At 66.5% G+C, this 23,636-nt stretch carries 15 protein-coding genes and 2 tRNA genes; 3 read left to right on the top strand and 14 right to left on the bottom strand.

Annotated features, from left to right (window positions below; genetic code table 11):
* Nucleotides 1-16: 16 nt before the first annotated feature.
* The 7 genes from addA to ettA form a co-directional block, all read right to left on the bottom strand.
* Complete coding sequence (gene addA / locus SIDU_RS06525; RefSeq protein WP_007689109.1) at nt 17-3,460, bottom strand: double-strand break repair helicase AddA; 3,444 nt, start codon at nt 3,458-3,460, stop codon at nt 17-19.
* A complete protein-coding gene (gene addB, locus SIDU_RS06530) occupies nt 3,441-6,416 on the bottom strand; it encodes a double-strand break repair protein AddB (RefSeq protein WP_007689107.1) in 2,976 nt (991 codons plus the stop codon). Before addB ends, addA begins: the two co-directional genes overlap by 20 nt.
* Nucleotides 6,409-7,119, bottom strand: coding sequence for a nucleotidyltransferase family protein (locus tag SIDU_RS06535; protein ID WP_007689105.1), 711 nt, complete (start codon nt 7,117-7,119; stop codon nt 6,409-6,411). The genes addB and SIDU_RS06535 overlap by 8 nt, the downstream gene beginning before the upstream one ends.
* Nucleotides 7,116-8,102: an aminoglycoside phosphotransferase family protein gene (locus SIDU_RS06540; RefSeq protein ID WP_007689103.1), complete on the bottom strand. Its 987-nt coding sequence runs from the start codon at nt 8,100-8,102 to the stop codon at nt 7,116-7,118. The genes SIDU_RS06535 and SIDU_RS06540 overlap by 4 nt, the downstream gene beginning before the upstream one ends.
* Nucleotides 8,099-8,557 (bottom strand): tRNA (adenosine(37)-N6)-threonylcarbamoyltransferase complex ATPase subunit type 1 TsaE, encoded by a 459-nt coding sequence (tsaE, locus tag SIDU_RS06545; protein ID WP_007689101.1) that lies wholly within the window; start codon nt 8,555-8,557, stop codon nt 8,099-8,101. Before tsaE ends, SIDU_RS06540 begins: the two co-directional genes overlap by 4 nt.
* Nucleotides 8,550-10,895 carry a sensor histidine kinase gene (locus tag SIDU_RS06550; RefSeq protein ID WP_039980499.1) on the bottom strand — a complete coding sequence of 782 codons (2,346 nt, stop codon included), beginning with the start codon at nt 10,893-10,895 and terminating at the stop codon, nt 8,550-8,552. Before SIDU_RS06550 ends, tsaE begins: the two co-directional genes overlap by 8 nt.
* Before the next feature lie 701 nt (nt 10,896-11,596).
* Nucleotides 11,597-13,282 carry an energy-dependent translational throttle protein EttA gene (ettA, locus tag SIDU_RS06555; protein ID WP_007689097.1) on the bottom strand — a complete coding sequence of 562 codons (1,686 nt, stop codon included), beginning with the start codon at nt 13,280-13,282 and terminating at the stop codon, nt 11,597-11,599.
* A 102-nt stretch (nt 13,283-13,384) separates the two neighbouring features.
* On the opposite strand from ettA, the gene SIDU_RS06560 reads away from it, so the two are divergent.
* The 3 genes from SIDU_RS06560 to SIDU_RS06570 all read left to right on the top strand — a co-directional run bounded on the left by SIDU_RS06560 (nt 13,385) and on the right by SIDU_RS06570 (nt 15,334).
* Complete coding sequence (locus SIDU_RS06560; protein WP_007689095.1) at nt 13,385-14,755, top strand: M28 family peptidase; 1,371 nt, start codon at nt 13,385-13,387, stop codon at nt 14,753-14,755.
* 155 nt (nt 14,756-14,910) lie between these two features.
* Nucleotides 14,911-15,123, top strand: coding sequence for a hypothetical protein (locus SIDU_RS06565; protein ID WP_007689093.1), 213 nt, complete (start codon nt 14,911-14,913; stop codon nt 15,121-15,123).
* Between the two features lie 134 nt (nt 15,124-15,257).
* Nucleotides 15,258-15,334 (top strand) — tRNA-Pro (locus SIDU_RS06570).
* A 471-nt stretch (nt 15,335-15,805) separates the two neighbouring features.
* On the opposite strand, the gene SIDU_RS06575 is transcribed toward SIDU_RS06570, so the two are convergent.
* The 7 genes from SIDU_RS06575 to SIDU_RS06605 form a co-directional block, all read right to left on the bottom strand.
* Nucleotides 15,806-17,089: an alginate export family protein gene (locus tag SIDU_RS06575; RefSeq protein ID WP_007689091.1), complete on the bottom strand. Its 1,284-nt coding sequence runs from the start codon at nt 17,087-17,089 to the stop codon at nt 15,806-15,808.
* Between the two features lie 69 nt (nt 17,090-17,158).
* Nucleotides 17,159-17,962 carry an ABC transporter ATP-binding protein gene (locus SIDU_RS06580; protein WP_007689089.1) on the bottom strand — a complete coding sequence of 268 codons (804 nt, stop codon included), beginning with the start codon at nt 17,960-17,962 and terminating at the stop codon, nt 17,159-17,161.
* A gap of 18 nt (nt 17,963-17,980) precedes the next feature.
* Nucleotides 17,981-18,937: a nitrate ABC transporter permease gene (gene ntrB, locus SIDU_RS06585; RefSeq protein WP_233431877.1), complete on the bottom strand. Its 957-nt coding sequence runs from the start codon at nt 18,935-18,937 to the stop codon at nt 17,981-17,983.
* A gap of 31 nt (nt 18,938-18,968) precedes the next feature.
* Nucleotides 18,969-20,249, bottom strand: a complete 1,281-nt coding sequence (locus SIDU_RS06590; protein WP_007689074.1) for a CmpA/NrtA family ABC transporter substrate-binding protein — start codon at nt 20,247-20,249, stop codon at nt 18,969-18,971.
* A 433-nt stretch (nt 20,250-20,682) separates the two neighbouring features.
* Nucleotides 20,683-20,758 (bottom strand) — tRNA-Ile (locus SIDU_RS06595).
* Between the two features lie 25 nt (nt 20,759-20,783).
* The gene (locus tag SIDU_RS06600) at nt 20,784-21,821 is read right to left on the bottom strand and encodes a polysaccharide deacetylase family protein (RefSeq protein ID WP_007689072.1); all 1,038 of its coding nucleotides are present in this window, start codon (nt 21,819-21,821) and stop codon (nt 20,784-20,786) included.
* A 49-nt stretch (nt 21,822-21,870) separates the two neighbouring features.
* Entirely contained in the window at nt 21,871-23,574 is a 1,704-nt protein-coding gene (locus tag SIDU_RS06605; protein ID WP_007689071.1) for a sensor histidine kinase, read from the bottom strand.
* Nucleotides 23,575-23,636: the final 62 nt, after the last annotated feature.

The following is a 23,636-nucleotide window of genomic DNA, read 5'->3' on the forward strand; positions in this document are numbered from 1 at the left end:
TTCGGTTGGCGGATATTTAGGATGGTGACGCATCCGTCTCAACGGGCGGGAGCGGCAAATTCTCCTGCGCGGGCGGAAAGCCGGGCTTGTGCCGGGCCAGCAATTCCGTCGGCAAGGCGATCAGCCGCGGCGCCGACGTGTAGAGCAACCCGGCCTCGATCCGGCGTCCAGGGAAGATCACCTGAAGCGCGGCGGCATAGGCCGCCATCTGCCGGACATGGGCCAGCGGCACCTCCTCCACCGCGAGCGGCGATATGCGGCCGGTCTTGAAATCGACCAGTTGCACCAGATCCTCGCCGATGCGCAGCCGGTCGACGGTTCCGGCGATCACCGCCTCCCCCACGACGGCGGCGATGGGCGCCTCGGCCAGCGCGTCCGGCCCGAAAAGCCCGGCATATTGCGGGTCTTCGATCACGCGCAAAGCCTGTTCGATGACGTCATGCCGCCGCGCCGCATCGCCCAGCCCCTGCTGCGCCAGCCATTTGTCGGCGCGGGCGCGGCGGTCGCCGGGCGGCACCTCGGCCAGCCGCTCGAACAGCCGGTGCAGCCAACGCCCCCGCTCGGCCGCATCGCGCATCGCAGGGGTGGGCGGCGGATAGGGCACATCGTCCTCCACGGCGGCGGAGGGAGCCAGCGGGCGCGGCGGCCGCGCTTCTGCGGGAGCGGGCTTGCGAAGCCAGCCTGGCTCGTCGTGATCAGCGCCGTTTTCGGCAACGTCCGCCTCCGCGGCCTTCGGGGGAAGCGTCTCATGGCCCCGCCACTTGCGCCGCGCCCCCCAGAGCGGATCGGCCTCCCACTCCGCATCGAGGGAGATCAATGCTCCTTCGACGGCGGCATACCAGCTCTCCGGCTTGACCTCCCCCTTGGCCCTGGGACCGAGCGATCCGGTCACGACCAGTTTTTCCTCCGCCCGCGTCAGCGCGACATAGAGCAGGCGCCAATGTTCGGCCCGTTCGACGGCGCTCGCTTCCTCCGCCACCCGTCCGATCTCCCCATGCCGTTCCCCCTTGCGCGGCGCGATGATCGGCAGGCCGTTCCACTCCAGCGAGCCGGCGCGGTTGCCCGCGTCCGGATCGAGACAGGCGTCGGCAAGGATGACGATGGGCGCCTGCAATCCCTTCGCGCCATGCACGGTCAGCAGGCGGAGCGAGTCGCCCTGCGCGGCGGCGTCGCGCACGATCTCCACCTCTCCCCGGTCGAACCAGTCGATGAAGCGCTGGAGCGAGGGATAATCGTCATTCTCGAAGGCGAGCGCCGCGTTCAGCAACTCCTCGATCGGATCGGCGGCCTCGGCCCCCAGCCGCTCGACCAGGCGGCGGCGGCCATCCATCGGCCCGGACAGGATCGCCTCCAGATAGCGATAGGGCGTGGTAAAATCCGCCTGCCCCAGCAACCCCCGCAACGGCTCCAGCAGCGCGCCGTCCAGCGTCTGCGTCAGATGCTGCCACAGCCCGACGCGGCGGTTAATCAGGCGATCCATCAGTTCATCCTGCGTCCACCCGATCAGCGGCGACACCAGCAAAGCGGCCAGGTTCAGATCGTCCTCCGGCTGCACGGCAAAACGCAGCGCCGCCAGCAGATCGCGCACCGCCAGCGGCGCGTTCAGGCGCAGCCGGTCGATCCCCGCCACCGCCACCTTCTCCTCATAAAGCCGCGCCACGATCAGCCGCGCCAGTTCGCTGCGGCGGCGCACCAGGATCATGATGTCGCCCGCCGTCACCGGGCGGCCCCGGCTTTCCAGCATCAGCCCGTCATCGATCCACTGCCTGATCTGGCGCGCGATCGTCTGCGCCAGCACCCGCTCCTGATCGGCGGCCCAATCCTCCTCCCCCTCGGCCTCGTCGGACAGGCCCGCGATCACCGGCTTCCACAGCAGCACTTCGCCGGGAAAGCGGTTCGCGCTGACATGCCGGACTTCGCCCGCCTCCAGCCCGAAACGCTCGGCGCTCAACGTCGCGATGGTCCGGTCGACCACATCCAGCACGGCGGGCGTCGAGCGAAAACTGCGCTCCAGCGACAGATCGTGGAAGAGATGCCCGGCCTGCCGCGCATCCCGTTCGAACAGCAACTGGGCAGCGGCGAAATTCTGGGGACTGGTGCCCTGGAACCCGAAGATCGCCTGCTTGAAATCGCCGACGGTGAAGATGGTGCGGACCTTCTGTCCCGGCTCCCACTCGCTGGTGAAAAATTCCTCGGCGATGCTCCGGACGATCCGCCATTGATCGGCATTGGTGTCCTGCGCCTCGTCCACCAGAATATGGTCGATCCGCTGGTCGAGCTTATACCGAATCCAGTCGGCAATGCCCGGCTGAGACAGCAATTGCGCGGTATTGGCGATCAGGTCATTGAAATCGACCGCCCCCGCCAACTGCTTCGCCTCCGCATAGGACCGCGCATAGACCCGCCCGGCATGCAACCCCTTCGCCAATAGGATTGCATAGGCAGCCCGAATCCGAAGCCCCAGCAATTCACCACAACATTCATGCATAAGCGCAATGGCGTCGCCATAGCCGTCCACCTGCGGCGCCCATCCCTTGCCGGTGGAGATGAGTTCGCCATCCGCCTTGGCCCAGACGCCATGAAGATCGGTCAGCGCAGCCGCCCGCTCCGCCGGACCCAGATTCCGCCAGCGCGCAATCCGGTCGCACCGTTCCAGCGCCCGGCCCGTCCCCCAATCCGCATTGGCCTGCGCGATCCACGACAGCGTGCGCATATCAAACAGGTCGTCCGCGCATTGCTCCGCGATATAGGCATCGATATCGCCCTCCGGCAGCCCCAATTCCCGCAGCAGCCAGGGGGCGATATCCTCAGGCAAAGCCTCCAGCGCATCCAGCCGCGCCGCGCAGCGCATCAGAAAATTCTCCGCCCCGCTCTCGCCCATCCGTAGGCTGAGCGCCTGCAAAGCCTCGATCAGCGCATCGTCGCCCTGCTGCTGCGCGACCACCGCCATGTCGGCCAGCGTCTGGCGCGCCAACGCCGCCTGCTCCCGCTGGTCGAGCGGGCGGAAGCCGGGCGGCAGATCGGCTTCCAGCGGAAAGGCGGTCAGCAATTGCTGGCAAAAGCCATGGATCGTCTGGATACGCAGCCCGCCGCCAGTCGATTCCAGCACTTCGGCAAAAAGGCGCCGGGCGACATCCTGCATTTCCTGCCCATGATCCTCCCCCAACGCCATCAGGTCGGCGGCAAGGGCGGGACCGCTCATCTGCACCCAGGCGGCGAGCCGGTCATGAACGCGATCCGCCATTTCCGCCGCGCCTGCCTTGGTGAAGGTGAGGCACAGGATATTTTCCGGCCGCACGCCCTGAAGCAGCAGGCGGAACACGCGAGCGGTCAGCACATGGGTCTTGCCCGTGCCCGCGGAAGCCGACAGCCACACATGGGCGTCGGGCGCGGCCGCCTGCGCCTGAGCGCCCGCCAGCGGTTGCAGGGCCTTCGCCTTTTTAGCCATCGTCCCGGCCATACCATTCCTCCAGCCGCATGAGCTGGTCATAATCGCCGTAATTGGCGACTTCCGGGTTCACCTGCGCGTCGAAGGGCGCCTGTCCGGTAAGCCAGGCGGCGGCGACATCCTCGAACTGCGAATAGACCTGGGACGTGAAGTCGGCGGTGACGATCTTGTCCCGCTTGCCCAGGGGATCGACCGGGCTTTCGCGATAGCCGAAGGAATCGCCCTTCTTGGCGAGCGACCAATATTCGAAGCCGCCCGCGACCGGGGCCGGATGGGTGCCCGGAAAGCCGTCATGCTCCGCGATCAGCCCCAGCAGGCCGAGTTGCAGCGCATAGCCCGCCTTGACCTGGCGCGCGCTGGGCGGCTTGCCGGTCTTGTAGTCGACGATGCCCAGCTTCCCGTCCGGCAGCAGGTCGATGCGGTCCGCCTTGCCGGTCAGCGTCACCCCGGCGATCTCCGCCCGGCCTTCGATCTCCACGGCGAGGATCTTGCGCCCCGCCGCAAGGTCGCTCGCCACCTCGGCGGCGATCCAGCGGATGGCCTCGATCAGGCGCGGCTGCCAGAGCGCCTTCAGCAGCGGATGCACGTCGGGCCGGTCGAACATCGCCCGCGCCCGCGCCTCCAGATCGGCGAGGTCGCCGCTGCCCGCCTCCGCCCATTGTTGCAGGATTTCATGCACCGCCGTGCCGCGCCACGCCGGTCCCGCATCGGCATCCACCGGATCGAGCCGCGCCAGACGCAGAATGCGCTTGGCGTAGAAGGCATAGGGGTCGGCCTTCAACCGGTCGACATCGGTGACGGGAATGACCTTCGGCCGCACCGACAGCGGCGGCACCGGCGCGGGCCGGCTGGCGGGCCTGTGCTCCGCCGCATGGTCGATCGCCTGCGCCAGCGCGGCATAGCGGTCGGCGCTCTTCCATTGCGGCCCGGCCATCGCCTTCAACCGCAGCCAGAAGCGCGATGCGACCGCCGGACCGCCCGATCCCCGCCGCGCCCGCGTGATCAGGATTTGCGGCGCTCCCAACGCACTGGCGAAATCATGGGCGGCAAGGCCGATGCGGCTTTCCAGCCCCGGCAGGCCGATCTCCCGCCGGATGCGCGGCGCCAGCCAGGGGTCGGGCGCGGGCAGCCCCGGCCATGTGCCCTCATTGAGCCCGCCCAGGATCATGAGGTCCGTCTGCACCAGCCGCGCCTCGATCAGGCCCAGAATGGCGATGCGCGGATGCCCGCCCTGCGGCGGACGGACGGACACGCCGCCCAGAAGATGGTCGAACAGGGCAGGCAGGGCGCGAATGTCGGCCTGACGCGGCCCTTCGCTGGCGGCCTCCTCCATCTCGGCGAAGAGGTCGGCGGCGGCATGGCCCTGATGCCCGGCCCAGACCGCATCATGCGACAGGCGACCGGCATGTTCGCGAATGGCCGCCAATTGCGCCGCAAGGCCGGGCGCGGCCAGAAAGGCCTGCTCCAGCGGTTCCAACAGGGCGCGGGCCTCCGCCCACCAGAGCCGCGCGCGGGCGCGCAGGACGCGCTGCCGGTCTTCGCCGTCCCGCTCCGCCAGCAACAGGTCCAGGCCGACGATCCCCGCCTGCGGCCGTGGCCCGCGCAGCAGCAGGTCGAGTCCGCGCACCCCCTCCAGCCAACCAAGCCGTTCCTCCCCCCGCATGACCAGCGGATGCTTGAGCAGGGTCAGCAGCGCGACCGGCGCGAACCGTTCCGCCAGAGCCTCCGCCATGGCGATCAGCAGGGTTCCGGGCGGCAGGCGCGACAGCGGCAGGCCTGCGGAATCGTCGGCCTCTATGCCCCAGCGCCGCAGATGCGCGGACACCCGGGTCGCCAACTGCCGGTCCGGCGTCACCAGCGCGGCGGTGCGGCCCGGCGTCTCGACCGCTTCGCGCAGGGCGATGGCGATGGCCTGCGCCTCCTCTCCGGGCGTCGCGACCTCCAGCGCCTCCACCCCGGCCAGCGAGCGGTCCGCCGTCTTCAGGTCGCGCCAGCGGCTGGTCAGGCGCGGCGGCAGCATGGCGTTGGAGATGTTGCGTCCCCGGACGGCGCGGGCGTCATGCTCGCTGCCCCAGCGCCAGAGCGCCACATCGTCGCGGGTCGCGCTCATCCGGTCGAGCAGGCGTTTCAACGCATATTGCGGATGGGTTTCATGCCCGGCGGGCGCCCGGCCGGTCAGCGGATCGGCGTCGAAGGGACCGATGGCGTCCCACGCATCCCTGTCCATCTCCTGATCCAGACCGGCAAAGACGACAGCCCCTCTGGGCATCAGCGCGATCCGGCGCAACAATCCGGCAATCGCCGGGGCAGTGGTCGACATGCCCGCCGCGATCACGAATCCCTCCGGCGGCGCCTTCGCCCAGCGCGCCGCGATCCGATCCAGTAGCCGGTTGCGCCGATCCGCCAGATCGATGCAGCCGAGCCGCGCCAGTTCCTGCGGCCATTGCGCCAGCAATATGCCGAACAGCTTGAGCGACGTCTGCCAATGCCGCGACAATTCGTCCGACAAAGTGAGATCGGCCAGCGCGGCGACGGAAAGCCGCTCGACCTGGATCTGGTCCAGCACCGCGCCAAGCGCCTGGGCGAGCTTCAACGCCTGCCCCGCGTCCACCGGATGCGCGGACGCCTGCTGCACCATCCGCGCCAGGATCATCTGGCGGCGCATCGGCGCTATGGCGGGGGGGATGGGATCGTCCTCCCCCAGGGGATCGAGCGCGCCGCCCACCTGTTCGCCCAGATCGGGATCGCCCAGCGCGACAAGGCGCGGCAGCAGCAGCCCACCCCCGGATTTCCGCACGAAAGCGTCGCTGACCGAGCGGATGGCGCGATTGTTGGGCAGCAGGATCATGCCCTGCGCCAGCCGCATCGGATCGTCGCCATGTTGTGCCAGGACGCCTGTCACCAGCGCATCGGAAAAGGCGCGATGCGCGGGGATGTTGAACAAAGCCGGGCGGGTGCGATCACCCATGGGCCAGCATCGTCTCCACCACTGGAATGGCCTGCGGCGTGCCGACGTCGAACCACAGCCCCTGATGCGATACGCCATAGAGACGCCCAGCCTCTATCGCCCGGTTCCAGAACACGTTGGTGGAAAAGACGTCCGACGGCGGATCGACCAGCAAGCTGGGCGACATGATCTGCACGCCGGTGAAGACGAAGGGCGCGACATGGGCCGTCCTGCGCCGCGTCAGGCGGCCGTTCGCGTCCATGTGGAAATCGCCCGGCCCGCGGTGGCAATGGGCGCGGGCAAGCGGCACCAGCAGCAGCAGCGCATCCATCCGCTCCGGATTCCAGAGCTTCCGCATCATGCCCAGCGTCTCCTGCGGCCCGTCGATCCACAGATTGTCGCTATTGGCGCAGAAGAAGGGCGCGTCGCCCAACTGCTCCTTCGCGTGGATCAGCCCGCCGCCGGTCTCCAGCAATTTCCCGCGCTCGTCGGAAATCGCGATCCGCATGCCATTATGGTGCGCGGCCAGATGCGCCTCGACCGTGTCGGCCAGATAATGGACATTGACCACCACCTTCCGGATGCCGCCCGCCGCCAGCCGGTCCAGTGCATGGTCCATCAGCGGCTTGCCCGCCACCTTGACCAGCGGCTTGGGGCGGGTCGCGGTCAGCGGCCGCATGCGCTTGCCCAGTCCGGCCGCCATCAGCATCGCCGTGTCGATCATGCGGGGGCATAGTCCTCTAGAGCATGGTGGCGCTTGTCGGCCGGGATATTGGCCGCGAACCACGCCGCCACGGGCGCCAGCGCCGGATGGGCGAGGTCACGCTCCAGCAGGTCCCACATGCGCGGCAGGAAGCTCAGGTAACGCGGCTTGCCGTCGCGCTTCCAGAGGCGGGTGAAGATGCCGATGATCTTCGCGTTGCGCTGCGCACCCAGCACGGCATAGGCCGCGTCGAAATCGGCGGGCGGGTCGGCGACGGCGCGATAATGAGCGAGCATCGCCGCCTCCAGCGCGGGCGACACGTCGCGCCGGGCATCCTGGAGCAGCGAGACGAGATCATAGGCCGGATGCCCCGCCAGCGCGTCCTGAAAGTCGAGCAGACCCAGCCCATGCGACTCCGCCCGGTCGATCAGCATGATATTTTCCGCATGATAATCGCGCAGCACCGTGACGACGGGGCTGGCCGATCGCTCCACGATGGGCAGCACCGCGTCCCATGCCGCGGCATAGCCCACCTCATCCACCGGCAGGCCGATGGCGGGGCAATACCATTCCGTCAGCAATCCCACTTCCCGCTGATAGACCTCACGGTCATAGGGCGGCACATCGGCGGCAGGCAGGCGATGCAGGGCGGCCAGCAGGTCGACGGCGCGGCGATATACGTCGCTTTCAGCCTCCGGCGCATCCTCGACATGTTCCTTGACGCGCAGGTCGCCGAAATCCTCGATCAGGACCAGCCCTTCGTCCAGATCCTGCGCCAATATCCGGGGCGCGGCAAAGCCCTTCTCCGTCAGATGCCGGGCAATGGCGATGAAGGGGCGCGGGTCTTCATGCGGCGGCGGCGCATCCATCAGCACCGCCCGGCGGGCGCCGTCGATCACCCGGAAATAACGGCGGAAGGACGCATCCCCGGCCAGCGGCACGATGGCGGCATGTTCCCACCCCGCTTGCGCGAGAAAGGCGGGAGCGGCGGCGGGCGGGATCATATCTGTGACCATCGCTCCGTCCAAGCGCCCGGCACGTCCGCTGTCAAGCGCCGTGCGCCGCCGGGTTCGATGGCGATGTGGAAGCGCAGGGCATCGGGCCACGCCTTCTCGCCCAGCCGGTCCGGCCATTCGACGATCAGCAGGCTGTCCGTCAGATATTCGTCCAGCGCCAGTTCCTCGGCCTCCTCCGGCCCGTCGAGCCGGTAGAGGTCGACATGAGCGACCGGCAGGCTGACTTCCGGAACGTCATAGGGCTGGACGATGGCGAAGCTGGGGCTTGGCGCTTCCCCCTCCAGCCCCAATCCTTCCAACAGGCCCCGCGCCAAGGTCGTCTTGCCCGCGCCCAGCCCGCCTTCCAGCGCGATCACGTCGCCGATGCGGACGAAAGCGGCCAGCCGGCGCCCGAACGCCAGCATCTCCCCCTCGCCGGTCAGGACGATCCCGCTCTCAGCCACGGGGCAGCTCGATCACGACCATGGTGCCCTGCCCCGGCTCCGAAACCAGTTGCAGCGTCCCGCCATGCGCCTGCGCCAATTGCCGGGCCAGCGGCAGGCCGATCCCCGCCTTGCCGCCATTGCGCGCCTGCTCCGTCCGGGAGGATGCGTCGAAGATCGTCGCCTGCCGCTTGGCGTTGATGCCCGGCCCATTGTCCGACACGACGAGCCGGGCATTGTCCGCCGTCCCGTCGCCATGCAGCAGCACTCGCCCGCCCCGGCTGCAATAGCGCACCGCATTTTCCAGCAGATGGTCCAACGCCTGCCCGATCCGCCGCTTGTCCCCCTGTATCATGCCCAGGCTGGCCTGGAGCGACAGGGCAAGGTCGATCCCCTTGGCGGTGGCGTCGCCCTTTATCCGCGCCACGGCGTCGCGGGCCTCCACCGCCAGGTCAACCGGAGCCTTTTCGACCGGCAGCATCCCCGCCTCGCCCTGGGTCAGGTCCAGCACATTGTCGATCAGCATGGAAAGCCGGTTGGTGCTCTGCAGGATGCCGTCGACATATTCTTTCGCGGATGCGCTGAGTTCCCCCGCATATCCCGCGCTCATCATCTCGGCGAAACCGGCGATGGTGGTCAGCGGCGTGCGCAGTTCATAGCTCATATTGGTGACGAAGGCGGTCTTCACCTTGTCCGCCTGCTCCAGCGCGTCGTTGCGGTCGCGCAGCACCTGCTCCACGCGGCGGCTGTCGGTCACGTCCAGCATGGTGAACAGCGCATTGCCGTCCGGCAGCGGGATCGCCGCGAATTCGAAGATGCGCCCGTCCGCGAAGCCGACATGGCCGACGCGCTGCTTGCGCTCCACCGTGGCGGCGCGCACCAGTTCGCGGACGAGGTTGCCCTGCTGCGGCTTGGCCAGCCGCGATTGGACCGTCCGCATCAGTTCGTCGATGCGCGGATGCTGGGCCAGCAGATCCTCCGAAACGTCCCAGATCGTACGGAAACGGCTGTTCCACAGGTGCAGGCGGCCGTCCGAGGAAAAGACGCCGATCGATTCGAACAGATTGTCGAACGTCGCCGTGCGGACGCGGAGCAGCGTGTCGCGGGCGCTCGACAACTGGACCTGCTCGGTCCGGTCCTCGAAGATCAGCAACAGCCCGCCATCGGGCAGCGGCTGCGCATAGACGCGCAAATGGGTGCCGTCGGCCAGCAGCCAATTCTCCTCGCGCGGATCGGGCGAGAGGAACCAGTCGCGCCGCTCCGCCCGCCATGCCGGAAAATCGCGATTTTCCGGCAGCCGCCGCGCCTCCCGCATCTGATCCAGCACCCGTTCGAACGGCGGATTGTCGGCCAATCGCTCCTGATCCAGCCCGAACAGGCTCATGAAGGGTTGGTTCCAGAAGCGCAGCGCCCGGTCGGACCCGAAACGCGCCACGCCCGCGGACAGGCGGTCCAGCAGGTCGCGCTGCGCCGCCTCCAGCCGCCGATGCTCGACGCGGGCCTGTTCCAGTTCATTCTGGTCCAAGGCGAAACCGGCCACCCCCGCCGCGCCCAGCGGGACATCGACCACGCGGATGGTCCGCCTTTCGCCGTCGATGGTCGCGGGAACCATGCGCTCGACAGGCGTGCCGTCGGCAAGGGTCTGGGCGGCGGCGGCCTGCGGCGTCAGTCCGCCGACCGTCTCGACCAGTTCGGTGCCGTTGGCGATGACCTCGCGGGCGTTCTCTCCATCCACCGCCCGGACATAGGCCGTGTTGACCAGGCTGAGCCGCATGTCCGCCGTGCGATGCCACATGGGAAAGGGCGCCGCCTCCACCAGGCCCGCCAGCGCCTCCAGGGCTTCCCGAAGCTGCTCTACCCGGCCCTTGAGGGTCTGGATTTCCGACTGGCTGTCGGTCGCGTCGAAGATCCAGAGGACGACCCCGCCGCTTTCGGCCAGCACCGACCCTGCCGGCGCGCCCCGCACCAGCAGCAACCGCGACGAATCGACGCCCCGCACCGGCAGCGCGAAGCTGCGCCCTGCGCGCTGGGCGGCGGCGATCTCCTGCGCCAGGGCGGTCGCGTCATCGGGTTCCAGGCCGCCGTCCGGCGCGGTCAGTTCGGACACGAAGGCCGGCACCCGCTCCTTGCCCAGCCATTTGGCGAGCCGGTCGGCCGCTTCCAGCCGTCCGTCGGAATGGATCACGATGGGCGCGGCGGGTGCGGAGGCGATCAGGGCGGACAGCCGGTCCAGCTTTCCCTGCGCCTGCATGCCTTCGCGGCGCCTGCGCTGGCCGCTCGACAAGGCCCAGATCGCCGCGCCCAGCCACAAGGCCAGTACGACGCCCAGGATCACGGCAGCAAGAGGGGTCAACGCCATTAAACCTGCTTCGCCCTCATTGCCGAATGTCTGCCCCCGTCGCTGGTCCTGAGGGGACTAACCCAAGTCAGATGCAGCGTGAAGCACCGAGATGGAAAGAATCATGCTTTGCCGCGAATTCGCCCTTCGGGCATCGGGCAATATTGGGACCATTTGCGTTGAGTAGACTGAGCCCTTCGATGGGCTCAGGAACAGCGTGCATTTTTGATTAAACCCAGTGTGTCCCAGGCGGCGTGGACAAATGCGGATGTCGGGAAATGGCTAGTTCCGGACATTGCCCCACCGTCACCCCGGACTTGATCCGGGGTCCCGCTTTCTTGTCTGAGTGCCCGGCTGGAAAAGGCAGCGGGACCCCGGGTCAAGCCCGGGGTGACGAATAGGGGAATGACAGATAACCACCCAAATCGCTCAGTTCGGGCCTTGAATTTGTCCACGCCGTTTTAGGGATAAGGCCGCATAGGTGGGCGCATCGGCGGAATATGCCGCCCGAATATCCGCATCGCGGAACAAGCCCATGAATGAGGCGCCCATCACCAAAAAAAAGGCCGATCCCAGAAGGACCGGCCTGAAAGTTTTAGGAGAGGATGCCTGAAAGGCCTTTTCTATGTGCAGTGCAGCACGTCATTTTGCAATTGCGAAAAACACGCCACCCATTGCAATGTTTGCAATTCGTTGACGGTTTTCGCGCCGCATCGCTGGAATCAGCGCGTCAGCTTCTTGTAGGCGAGCCGTGTTGGGCGATCCGCCGCATCGCCCAGGCGACGCCGCTTATCCTCCTCATACATGGCGAAATTGCCCTCGAACCATTCGACATGGCTGTCGCCTTCGAAGGCCAGGATATGCGTCGCCAGCCGGTCGAGGAAGAAGCGGTCGTGGCTGATCACCACGGCGCAGCCCGCGAAATTCTCGATCGCCTCTTCCAGCGCCGCCAGCGTTTCGACGTCCAGATCGTTGGTCGGTTCGTCGAGCAGCAGGACGTTGCCGCCCTTCTTCAGCATCTTGGCGATGTGGACGCGGTTGCGCTCGCCGCCCGACAGCTTGCCGACATTCTTCTGCTGGTCCTGCCCCTTGAAGTTGAAGGCGCCGACATAGGCGCGGGTCGACATGTCGTGCCCGTTGACCTTCACATAATCCAGGCCATCCGAAACCTCTTCCCAGACATTCTTCGACGGGTCGAGATGATCGCGGCTCTGGTCGACATAGCCCAGGCGCACGGTCGAACCGATGTCGATCTCGCCCGAATCGGGCTGTTCCTGCCCCGTAATGATCTTGAACAGGGTGGACTTGCCCGCGCCGTTCGGCCCGATGACGCCGACGATGCCGCCCGGCGGCAGCATGAAGGAGAGGTTTTCGAACAGCAGCTTGTCGCCATAGGCCTTCGAGATATTCTTCGCCTCGATCACCTTGCCGCCCAGGCGTTCGGGCACCTGGATGACGATCTGCGCCTTGCCCGGCGTGCGGCTTTCCTGGCTGGCGACCAGTTCCTCGAACTTCTTGATGCGCGCCTTGGACTTGGTCTGGCGGCCCTTGGTGCCGGCCCTGATCCATTCCAGCTCGTCGTTGATCGCCTTCTGGCGGCCGGTCGCCTCGCGGTCTTCCTGCTCCAGACGCTTGGACTTCTTCTCCAGATAAGTGGAGTAATTGCCCTCATAGGGGAAATATTTGCCCCGATCGAGTTCCAGGATCCAACCGACCACATTGTCCAGGAAGTAGCGGTCGTGGGTGATCATCAGCACCGCGCCCGCATATTCCTTCAGGTGGTTTTCCAGCCACTCGACGCTTTCGGCATCCAGATGGTTGGTCGGTTCGTCGAGAAGCAATATGTCCGGCTTCTGGATCAGCAGCCGCGTGAGCGCGATGCGGCGCTTCTCACCGCCCGACAGGCTGTCGACCGGCCAGTCCGAAGGCGGGCAGCGCAGCGCCTCCATCGCGATTTCAAGCTGGTTGTCGAGCGTCCAGCCGTCCACGGCGTCGATCTGCTCCTGCAGCGTGCCCATTTCCTCCATGAGCGCGTCGAAATCGACGTCCTCCGGCGGGTCGGCCATGATCATGCTGATCTCGTTGAAGCGGTCCAGCTTGTCCGCAATCTCCCGCGCGCCGTCCTTGACGTTCTCCAGAACCGTCTTGTTCGGGTCCAGTTGCGGCTCCTGCGGCAGATAGCCGACCGTGATATTCTCGCCCGGCCATGCCTCCCCGCTATAATCGGTATCGATGCCGGCCATGATCTTCATCAGGGTCGACTTGCCCGCGCCGTTGGGGCCGACGATGCCGATCTTCGCCCCGCGATAGAATTGCAGGTTGATCTGGTTGAGCACCGGCTTGGCGGCGCCGGGAAAGCTCTTGGTCATGCTCTTCATGACGAAGGCGTATTGGGACGAGGCGGACATGGCTTGAAGCTGCTCCGAAAGGACAATCGTTGGAAATCGGCGCCGGGTTAGCGGAGGCGGAACGCGTTGGCAAATGGGGGATGCCCCGCTAAGCCTTCATCCATGCAGAAAATCCGACCGGGCACGCTTGCCGCCCTCCTCCTCGGCAGCATCCTCACCCCCTCCCCCCTCCTGGCCGCGTCCAGCATCGATGCGATTCGCGCCGCCGCCCTGACGGACACGGTCGCGATGGACTTCACCGAAGGCCTCACCACCGAAGTCGGCCCCCGCCCCGCCGGCACCCCGCAGGAGGCCCGCGCCCGCGACTGGACAGTGGCGAAGCTCAAGAGCCTGGGCTTCTCCAACGTCCGCGCCGAACCTTACACCATGCCCGTCTGGCTGCGCGGCCATGACGAAGCCCGCGTGATCGCGCCCTTCCCGCAAAATCTGGTCCTCGCCGCGCTGGGCAACAGCGCATCCACCCCGGACAAGGGAATAGAGGGGGAGGTCGCCTATTTCCCCACGCTGGCCGATCTGGAGGCCGCGCCGGAAGGCAGCCTGAAGGGCAGGATCGTCTTCGTCAGCCATGCGATGCATGCGACCCAGGACGGCAGTTCCTACGGCTATTTCGGCGCGACCCGCCGCCAGGGGCCAAGCATCGCGTCGAAAAAGGGCGCCATCGCCATATTGATCCGCTCCATCGGCACCGACAACCACCGCCAGCCCCATACGGGCGTTCAGATGTGGGCCGATGGCGTGAAGCCCATTCCCGCCGCCGCGCTCAGCGTGCCGGACGCCGAACAGCTCGCCCGCATGGTCTCGCGGGGACAGCCCGTGCGGCTGCACCTGACGCTCACCTCCAAAATGCTGAAGGACCAGCCGTCGGGCAACGTCATCGCCGAAATCCCCGGCAGCGATCCCAAGGCGGGCGTCGTCGTCGCCGCATGCCATCTCGATAGCTGGGATCAGGGCACGGGCGCGATAGACGATGGCGCGGGCTGCGGCATCGTGGCCGCCGCGGCGCTCCAGGCCGCCAAGGCCGGGCCGCTACGCCGCACCATCCGCCTGCTGATGGCCGGTGCGGAGGAGGTCGGCGGCAATGGCGGCCGCGCCTATTTCGACGCCCATGGCAAGGAAGCGCATGCCATGGCGATGGAATCGGATTTCGGGGCCGACCGCGTCTGGCGCGTGGATTTCAGGCTGCCGCAGGGCCATGACGCGCTCGCCCGCCGGGTCGCGGCCGGGCTGGCTCCGCTCGGCATCGGCGCCAGCCGCCTGCCCGCCGGCGGGGGTTCCGACATAGAGCCGCTGGTGAAGGCGGGCGTCCCTGTGGTCGATCTCCAGCAGGACGGCACCCGCTATTTCGACATTCATCACACGCCGGACGACACGCTGGACAAGATCGACCCGGCACAGCTTCGGCAGAATGTCGCCGCCTGGGCGGTTGCGCTTTTCGAAATCGCGAATGCGCCGGAATCGTTAGGCGTTAACTGAACTTTTATTGTAGACAACTGCTTGTCGCGTGATTCTGTCGCTTCACCGACGCAGAAAAGCATTGATTTGTGCAGCGCACACGTTAATGCGGGTCGCTCGCGTAAGTCACGATTTTGGCGTGGCAACGCGGCAAAATGCTATGGGAGCCGTACACAATGAAGAAGATCGCTGTTGTTTTCGCTTCGGCCGGCCTGATGGCCCTCGCCGCTTGCGGTGAGAAGCCGGCCAACGAGACCGCGAACGCTTCGAACGCTGTTGTTGAGAACGTTGTCGAAAACGCCACCAACGCTGCCGACAACGCCGCGAACGCTGCCGACAACGCCGCCAACGCTGCGAACGTCGCTGGCAACGCCGCGAACGCCGAATAATCTTCGCTTCAGCGGGATTTTCGAAAGGGCGGATCGTCTTCGTACGATCCGCCCTTTTTCCATGCGGTGAACGGCGGAGGAAACAAAAGCGCGATTGACGCGCCGGTTGCTTCACCGCTAAGGCCCGCGAGCGCCGGGGAGTAGCGCAGTCTGGTAGCGCGCCTGCTTTGGGAGCAGGATGTCGCAGGTTCGAATCCTGTCTCCCCGACCATTACCCGAAATATCAGGGCTTCCGGCAGGCTTTAGAATGGCCTGCTTAGCGAACAGCAACCACAGCAAAATGCCCTTGCCCATCCTGTCGATCCTCCGCCTTTTACCTTCGCGTGACCAACGGTCGCGGCAGCTTTGGGGTTTCGGCCCTGGACGCGCCATCTGATCGAAGATCAGCCCTTCCCGATTGCGGCGGCTGCCGGCCCTGGAGCGCCCTTTAGGGTGTGTGGGGATTCAGTTCAGGGCGCGGTGAAAATAGTGGATTTCGAGAACCTCGAAACGAGGCGCGTGACTCGTTTCGACGGAGCGTACTTCAGTACGTGAGCACCGGAAGCGCAGAAAGCCGCTATTTGCAGCCCGCCATGGGCTGAATCCCCACACACCCTAAAAAGCAAAGGCCATCGCTGCCGGTCCTTCCATGATCCCGGCAACGATGGCCCATGACGGCGGCCCTGAGGCGCGCCGGCAGAAGTCAGAATGCGTAGTCGATCTGCGCCCAGAACTTCCTGGTGTCGGCATCGCCGGTGAAGCTGGCGATGCCCTTGCGCTGGTAATCGGCATATTTGACGAGCGCGCTCAGATGCTTGTTCAGCTTCAGCGTGACCTGCGCATTATATTCGTCGCCATAATGGATCGACAGGCGGTCGCTACTGAAGCGGTGGAAGGTGAAGGACGCCACCAGCGGCCCCGCCTTGCCGACCTTCGGCACCGTATAGGCGACCCCGGCATAATAGTCCTGAATGCCGGTGCCGGGCGTCGTCAGGAACTTGTCGGCCCAGCCGTTGAACTTGTGCAGCGTGGCGAAGGGCGTCTGGAAGGCGAAGCCGCCCGCAATCCCGGTCGCGCCCCCGTCCGACCCCAGCAGTTCATAGCCGCCCGTCAGCTTGAACGCGGCCACGTCCAGCCCCAGTTCGGCCGTTACGAAATCCGCCGAATAGTCGACCGGATTGGTCGCATAGTCGCTCTGCCGCGCATAGCTGGCGAGGTAGCTGAGCTTCACCTTCTTCGTGAAGGGCACCGCGCCCGCGAAACGCGCGCCATAGGTCTGGCTGCTGTTCCGGCGCAACGCCACGACCGCCTCATCCTCGTCCACCAGATAGGCGAAGCCGGTCAGCGTCCCCAGCTTGGTCTTGTAGGAGATGTTGGCGAAGACATCGTCGCCCTCAATGTCCGTCGGCCGGTTGGCCGAACCGAACTTGCCGCCGTCTATGCCCCAGATGGTCCGCGCCGCAATCGCGTAGGTCAGGTCGACCTTCAGGTTCTTGATCCCCATATATTCGACGCGCACGGCATCGAAGGTCTGCTCATTCTGCCGCCAGGCGACCGAACCGACGAAACGCTGGTCGTCCAGGTTGATCCGCTGGCGGCCCACGGTCACGACCAGCGGCTTTGTGCGGTACTGGATCTGAACGCGGTTGGCCTCGACCGTCTCCGGGTCGGCGACGATGGGATAGAGCGCCTTTCCATTGACGCCGCTGTTATAATCCTCATCGATCGCCAGCGTGCCTTCGGCTTCCGCCAGGAAGGCCCAGGGGCCCTTCGAAATCTCGCCGCCTGCGCGCAGCCGCATCGTCACGGCATGGGCGTCGCGGCTGCTGCTGAGCGGCGCGGGACCGGCCTGATCGACCGTCTCGTACCGCAGGCGCGCCTCCACGATGGGCTTGAACACGACATCCTGCGCCAGCGCCGGCGCCGCGACCGCGGACAGCCCCATTATTGGGGCCGACGCCGACAACAGGAAAGAAACCTTCTTCATAAATCCCCCTTCATTTGCTCCCGATGGCTTTTCTGGGCCTATTCAGGGCATCCTCTCCAAACCGGATTTTCAGGCGGCGAGCGTCGCCGGATTGCGGTAACGCTCGTGCAGGAAGTGGATGACGGCGGAGCGCGCCTCCGCATATTCAAGCGTGTCGATGGCCTCCAGCCGGTTGCGGGGCCGCGCCAGCGTCACGGCCCGGTCTTCGCCGATCCGCGCCGCCGGGCCGTTGGTCATCATGACAACCCGGTCGGCCAGCAGAACCGCCTCGTCGACGTCATGGGTGATCATCAGCACCGTGTTGTTGAGCCGCGCCTGCAAATCCATGACCACATCCTGCAACGCCGCCCGTGTCAGCGCGTCCAGCGCGCCGAACGGCTCGTCCATCAGCAAGACGCGCGGGTTCATGGCGATGGCGCGGGCAATGCCGACGCGCTGCTTCATGCCGCCGGACAGTTCGCCGGGGCGCTTGGCGGCGGCGTGGGCCATCTGGACCAGTTCCAGATTGTGCATGACCCAGTCCCTGCGCTCGGCCTTGCTCTTGCCGCCCGCCGTCTTGTCGACCGCCAGGCGGACATTCTCCTCGACCGTCAGCCAGGGCAGCAGACTGTGGTCCTGGAAGACCACCGCCCGGTCCGGCCCCGGCGCGTCGACCAGTTCGCCATCGAGGAAGATCGCCCCCCGCGTCGGCTTGACCAGCCCGGCGACGGCGTTGAGCAGCGTCGACTTGCCGCAGCCCGAATGGCCGATCAGCGCCACGAACTGGCCCTTTTCAACCTCCAGGTCGATCCCGTCGAGCGCGCAGAAGCGCCCTGCCCTGGTCGGAAATTCGACGGTGATGCCCTCTAGCGCGAGATAGCTGCGCTGTTTCATGACAATGCCCTCCCCTTCTCAGCCTGCGCGGCCGATGATGCGGCCCGCAAAGGCGACGATGCGGTCCAGCGCGAAGCCCACCATGCCGATCCAGATCAGCGCGACGATGGTGTCGGTCAGCAGCGAGCTGTTGTAGCTGTCCCAGATGAAGAAGCCGACGCCGGTGCCGCCCTGCACCATTTCGGCGGCGACGATGGCCAGCCAGCTCATGCCCACGCCGATGCGAAGGCCCGTGAACATGTGCGGCACGGTGGCGGGCAGCATGATGCGGACGAAATATTCGACCGGATTGAGCGCCAGCACCTTGGCGACGTTGCGATAGGCGACCGGCAGCGTCTGCACGCCCGCCGCCGTGTTCAAGATGATCGGCCAGATCGCCGTGATGAAGATCAGGAAGATCGCCGAAGGCTGCGCCTGCTGGAAAATGGCGAGGCTGATCGGCAGCCAGGCCAGCGGCGGCACGGTGCGCAGCACCTGGAACAGCGGGTCGAGGGCGCGGAAGGCGAAGACGCTCTGCCCGATCAATATGCCCAGCGCCACGCCGATCACCGCCGCGATGCTGTAGCCGATCAGCACGCGGCTGAGGCTGGTCAGCACATGCCCGGCAATGCCGACATCGCCCCCATCCTGGATGCTGAAATGGGTGAAGCCGATCTCCACGCCCTTGAACGGGTGGACGATGACCTCATGGCTTTCCTGCCATACTTTGAGCGGGCTGGGGAAAGTCGCGTCCGGCGATCCGCAGAGCAACTGCCAGAAGGCCAGCAGCACGGCGATCATCACCATGGTTGGCAGCATGCCAGCCGCCAAGGACCGGGCGCGGCGCACCAGCGGGTGCACCGGCACGGCCACCGGCTCGAAGCTGCGGCGGGCGATGGCTTCTTCGGGATAGGGCACGATGACCCCCAATTCGGCGGCGGCACCGCCGGCCGAAGCCGACGGTCCACCATTTTTGCTGGGCGATGGCGACGCCATGCTGCTCTCCTTGCTCATCTGGCCTTGCTCATCAGACCCGCTTGATCGCCAGGCTGGCGAGATAGGCCTTGGGATTGGCGGGGTCGAAGGTCTTTCCATCGAAGAATTTTTCGACGCCGCGGCTGTCGCTGGCAGGCCCCTTGCCGCCCAGCATCGCGGCGGCCTTGCGCCAGATGTCGGACCGATTGACCTTGGCGATCACGCCCTTGGTGTCGAGCGACATGGGCAGCTTGCCCCAGCGCTGGTTCTCCGTGAGGAACCAGAGATCGTGGCTCTTGTACGGGAAGGAGGCATAGCCCGCGAAGAACTTCATCTTGAAGGCCGCGTTCGGGAATTTGCGCCCGTCGCCCATGTTGAAATTGCCCTGCAAGCGGTCGGCGATGTCGGTGATCGGGCACTTCAGATAATCGCGCCCGGCTATCGTTCCGGCCAGCCGGGTGATGTTGCCCGGATTGTCGGCCCAGCGCTGCGCCTCGATGATCGCAGCCGTGATCGCCTGCGCCGCCTTGGGATATTTCGCCACCCAGTCGGATCGCATGGCGAAGCTCTTTTCGGGATGGTTCATCCACATCTGGCCGGTCGACACGGCGGTATAGCCAAGCTGCTGCGCGACCAACTGGTCGTTCCACGGTTCGCCCACGCAGAAGGCGTCCATGGTGTCGGCCTTCATGTTCGCGACCATCTGCGGCGGCGGGACGGTGATCAGTTCCACATCCTTGTCCGGGTCGATCCCGCCGGCCGCCAGCCAGTAGCGCAGCCACATGTCATGCGTGCCGCCGGGGAAGGTCATGGCCATGGTGATCTTCTTGCCCGCGCCCTTGCGCTGGGCGATGACGCCCTTCATCTTGGCTGCGTTCATGTCCGCCTTGGCGCCCAGATATTCCTTGGACACGGAGATGGCCTGGCCGTTGACGTTCAGGCGGGCGAGGATGCTCATCGGCGTCGCCTTGCCGATGGCGCCCAGCGTCAGCAGATAGGGCATGGGCGTCAGGATATGCGCGCCGTCAATGCCGCCGCCGCCGCTGCCCAGCACCAGATTGTCGCGGGTCGCGCCCCAACTGGCCTGCTTCGTCACCTGCACGTCGGGCATGCCATATTTGGCGAAGAAACCCAGTTCCTTGGCGATGATCAGCGGCGCGGCATCGGTCAGCGCGATGAAGCCCAGCTTCGCGCCCGTGACCTCCGGCCCCGTACCGGCCGCGAACGCGCCCGACGGAAAGGCCTGCTGCACCGCGGCGAACAGCGCCGCCGTTCCACTCGTCTTCAGCAGTCCGCGCCGGTCGACGCCATGCCGATTATCCCCCTCTGCCATTCCCCAATGCCCTTTCCTTGTTGATCGTGACCGCCGGAAGCAGTGCGCGACCGGCCACCGCCGGAAGCGGTCCAGCGTGCGAAATCGATGTCGAAAACCGCCCGGCGGCATCCATGCCGCCAGCGAAAATCAATAAAAAAAGCCGCCGGAACGCAGGTCATTGACCTTGTCCAGGCGGCGTCATTGCCATGTCGGACCTTTGAAGGACCGCAGTCGAACCCTCGCCGTCATCGGCAGGTTCAACCTATGTGTCGAAGCGCCCATGCTTCGACGGGTCGAAAACTGTCACCGATTGCTCCGAGTCGCAAGCGAAATTTTTGCATTGCACAAACTGCAATCGCTCCGCCTTTTCCTGCATTCGTCCGCAGGCAGCACGAAACCATGCATGCCCGCCCAAGACAGAATGCGCCACGGTGATCGAAGCGAAGGGATTTGGTGGGCCCGGCAGGACTCGAACCCGCAACCTAGCCGTTATGAGCGGCCAGCTCTAACCATTGAGCTACAGGCCCCACCTTGTTGCCCGGATAGGCAGCATCAGGCCGCTTGGCAAGCCTGTCCTCGCGGTTGGACCGCCTTGAGGAAGGCGTCGAGCGTCGCGGGTCGGACATTCCGCTTGTCCAGATGATCGAGCACCGCGTCCCACCAGCCATAGAAGGCTGTCCTGTCGGCCTCGTCGCGCACATAGGGCGTATGCCCCGGCTCCAGCGTCGGGGAATGGAAGCTGAAATTCAGCACCGGCGCGCCTTCCCGCAGCAAGGCGTCGATCGCGGCGATGGCCTCCTGCGCGCCGATGCCTTCGGGCGTCAGCGGTATGCGGCTCAACATCCCGGTTCGCGCCAATGCGCCGGCCACCGGCCCCATGCGCTGCACGGTCCGGTACAGCCGCTCGCCGCCGCCGCGCAGCAGGCCAGCAAAGGCGGTGGACAGCGGCAGCTCCACCAGGCTCCGTCCCGGTCCGGCCCAATAGGGATATTGCGGCAGGCCTTGGAAATCCGGGCCATATTGCGCGCTGTAATCGAATCGGCTGCGCACCGAACTGTCCAGCCGGAACCCCGCCTCCTCCAGCAGGCGGGCGCTGTTGGGCCCGACGCCGTAGCGGCCGGCCCGGTAGGCGACGGGCCGCGCGCCGAAGCGTTCCGCGATCCGCTGGCACAGCGCTTCCAGCTTCGCTCGCTCCACCGCCTCCGGCAGAAAGCCGACATAGCTGTTGGCGGCCGTCACCTCCTCGACATGCGGCGGATTGACCCAGGGATGGAGATGCGCGCCGATGTCGGCCGCGCCGTCGGCCAGCCAGCGTCCCATCATTGCCGCCGCCGCGTCGCTGTCGACCACCGGATAGTCGGTCACATAGACGGGCTTCACCCCGGCGGCCGCGAAATAGGCCTGGCCGCGTTCCATCCCCTGCAACGCCGTCACGCCATGGCCCGTCCGGCGGAAGGGGGCGTTCCAGTCGAACTCCTCCTCCGTATCCACGAACAGCATGAAGCGCGTGCCGAAATCCGGATCGAGCATGATCCTGTCCTCCGCCGCCGGGGCGCGGAGCAGGTTGCCGTCATGGGAAAGCGTGGTCATCCCGTCACCGCTACCCTGATTTGGTTGCGATAGGGTTTCCCCCAGCGCATCAGGCGCTGCCGACGGCGTCCTCCGTCTCCGCCATGGCCGGCACGGCGAGCAGGAAGCGGCCCGGTTCGATGTCCAGCGCGCCGCCGCACCCGGTCGCCAGGCTGCGGATCAACCGCAGGGAAAAGCCCAGGCCCAGCAGCGGCCCGTCCGCCCAATTGCCGTCCGGCATATAGCCGGGATCGAGCAGCCGCTCCTCCTCCATCCCCGCCAGCGTCGACGGCCGGTCGATGGCCAGCACCACGCGGCCTTCCGCCCCGTCCGGCTGATACCAGCAGGCGCCGGTCAACGCTTCCCCCGCCGGCGAGACGGAGATCAGCGTGCGCAGCAGATGCTGGATCATCCGCTCCCCCTGCACCGGGTCGATCCGCACCATCGGCAGGCCCCGCGCCATGGCGATGTCGATCTGCGCGCCGTCGCCCTGTTCGCGGAAGCGGGTCGACACCTGCGTCACCAGAAGCGCGGGATCGATTGCGCGGGGCGGCTCGGTCCCGCCCTCGCCCCGCGACACCCGGGCCGCAAGGTCCAGATCGTCGAAGGCCGTCAGCAGATGCCGCGCATCCACCGCGATCTTGCCCGCCATGTCGCGATATTCAGGACCGGCCGGACCGAACAGCTCCTGCTCTATGATCTCGGCAAAGCCCAATATCGCATTCAGCGGCGTGCGCAGTTCATGCACCAGTTGCCGGATCGAATCGGCGGACAGGCCCGCGATGGACACGGGTTCGGCACGCGGTTCGGCGGCGACTTCGTGGAGATAGGGCCGCCGCGCCTGCCCGCGATAGCCCTGGAAACGGCCGGAGCGCGGATCGAAAAAAGGCGTCGCCGACAGCCGCCACTCGCCCGCCATGGTGCCGCCGACGATCGTGTAGCGGCCGTTCTGAAAACCGCTGCGCCGCATGAAGGCGCCCGCGACATGGCCGTCCGGGCCGCTGCCGCCTTCCAGCGCCGTTTCATTGAGCGCAAGGCCGATCAGCGCCGCCCGCGGCCCCTGGTCGATCCAGACGATCGTCCCTGACGCATCGGTTTCGAAGGCGAAGGCGCGCGGCCCGGCGATGGCGGGGCGTTGCGGCGCTTCGTCCGCGTCGCCTGCGCGCCGGGCGCTGGTGAAGCGCGCTATCCGGTCGACCAGGTTGCGGATTTGGCTGCGGTCTTCCTCCGCCGGCTCGGCCGGGGCCGGATCGACCGGGGGATCGGCAGGAACGATCATCGCCTCTGTCAGCAGCATGTCTTCCTGCTCGACGACGACATCGCTGGTCAACACAAGGTCGGTCGCGCCGAAAGCCTCCAGCCCCTGCAACGTCGCGGGGCCAAGGTCGCGCCGCGACCGCAGCACGCCGCGCGCCGTGGGCGTCAGGCGGGGCAACATCTCCACCCAGGCCGCATCGGACAGGCGCGCGCGGGACATGGCGGCGGCCGCGATCGCCGGGCGATCATTGGCGAAGAATTCGACCAGCCTGGGCGACCGCAACCGCCCGCCCAATTCCACCACGGTCGCGATCCGCTGCGTTTCCGACAGCTTGGGCAACAGTCCGGACAGCCGTTCCAGCAGGGCCGCGCGCTCCGCATCGGACATGATCGGACGGTCATGCCGGTCATTTTGCGCCAGCAGATCCACGCATTGCCGCCACAAGGTGACCGCGCCCAGGCCGCTGCGTCCTTCCGCGGCGAGAACCGTCTGCATGAGATCGTTGAAGCGCACCAAAATTCCCCAAATTCCAGCCCCGGCGCAGCGCTGAACAACCTTCGCCGGAGAGATCGTTACAC

Source organism: Sphingobium indicum B90A, assembly GCF_000264945.2.
In the GTDB taxonomy this organism is placed as follows: domain Bacteria; phylum Pseudomonadota; class Alphaproteobacteria; order Sphingomonadales; family Sphingomonadaceae; genus Sphingobium; species Sphingobium indicum.

Excerpts from the sequence above, each read along its gene's own strand:
- ntrB (WP_233431877.1), bottom strand. The coding sequence starts at position 18,937 with ATGGCGTCGCCATCGCCCAGCAAAAATGGTGGACCGTCGGCTTCGGCC.
- ettA (WP_007689097.1), bottom strand. The coding sequence starts at position 13,282 with ATGTCCGCCTCGTCCCAATACGCCTTCGTCATGAAGAGCATGACCAAG.
- SIDU_RS06535 (WP_007689105.1), bottom strand. The coding sequence starts at position 7,119 with ATGATCGACACGGCGATGCTGATGGCGGCCGGACTGGGCAAGCGCATG.
- SIDU_RS06540 (WP_007689103.1), bottom strand. The coding sequence starts at position 8,102 with ATGATCCCGCCCGCCGCCGCTCCCGCCTTTCTCGCGCAAGCGGGGTGG.
- addB (WP_007689107.1), bottom strand. The coding sequence starts at position 6,416 with ATGGGTGATCGCACCCGCCCGGCTTTGTTCAACATCCCCGCGCATCGC.
- SIDU_RS06560 (WP_007689095.1), top strand. The coding sequence starts at position 13,385 with ATGCAGAAAATCCGACCGGGCACGCTTGCCGCCCTCCTCCTCGGCAGC.
- SIDU_RS06550 (WP_039980499.1), bottom strand. The coding sequence starts at position 10,895 with ATGGCGTTGACCCCTCTTGCTGCCGTGATCCTGGGCGTCGTACTGGCC.
- SIDU_RS06575 (WP_007689091.1), bottom strand. The coding sequence starts at position 17,089 with ATGAAGAAGGTTTCTTTCCTGTTGTCGGCGTCGGCCCCAATAATGGGG.
- SIDU_RS06600 (WP_007689072.1), bottom strand. The coding sequence starts at position 21,821 with ATGACCACGCTTTCCCATGACGGCAACCTGCTCCGCGCCCCGGCGGCG.
- SIDU_RS06580 (WP_007689089.1), bottom strand. The coding sequence starts at position 17,962 with ATGAAACAGCGCAGCTATCTCGCGCTAGAGGGCATCACCGTCGAATTT.
- SIDU_RS06565 (WP_007689093.1), top strand. The coding sequence starts at position 14,911 with ATGAAGAAGATCGCTGTTGTTTTCGCTTCGGCCGGCCTGATGGCCCTC.
- addA (WP_007689109.1), bottom strand. The coding sequence starts at position 3,460 with ATGGCCGGGACGATGGCTAAAAAGGCGAAGGCCCTGCAACCGCTGGCG.
- SIDU_RS06590 (WP_007689074.1), bottom strand. The coding sequence starts at position 20,249 with ATGGCAGAGGGGGATAATCGGCATGGCGTCGACCGGCGCGGACTGCTG.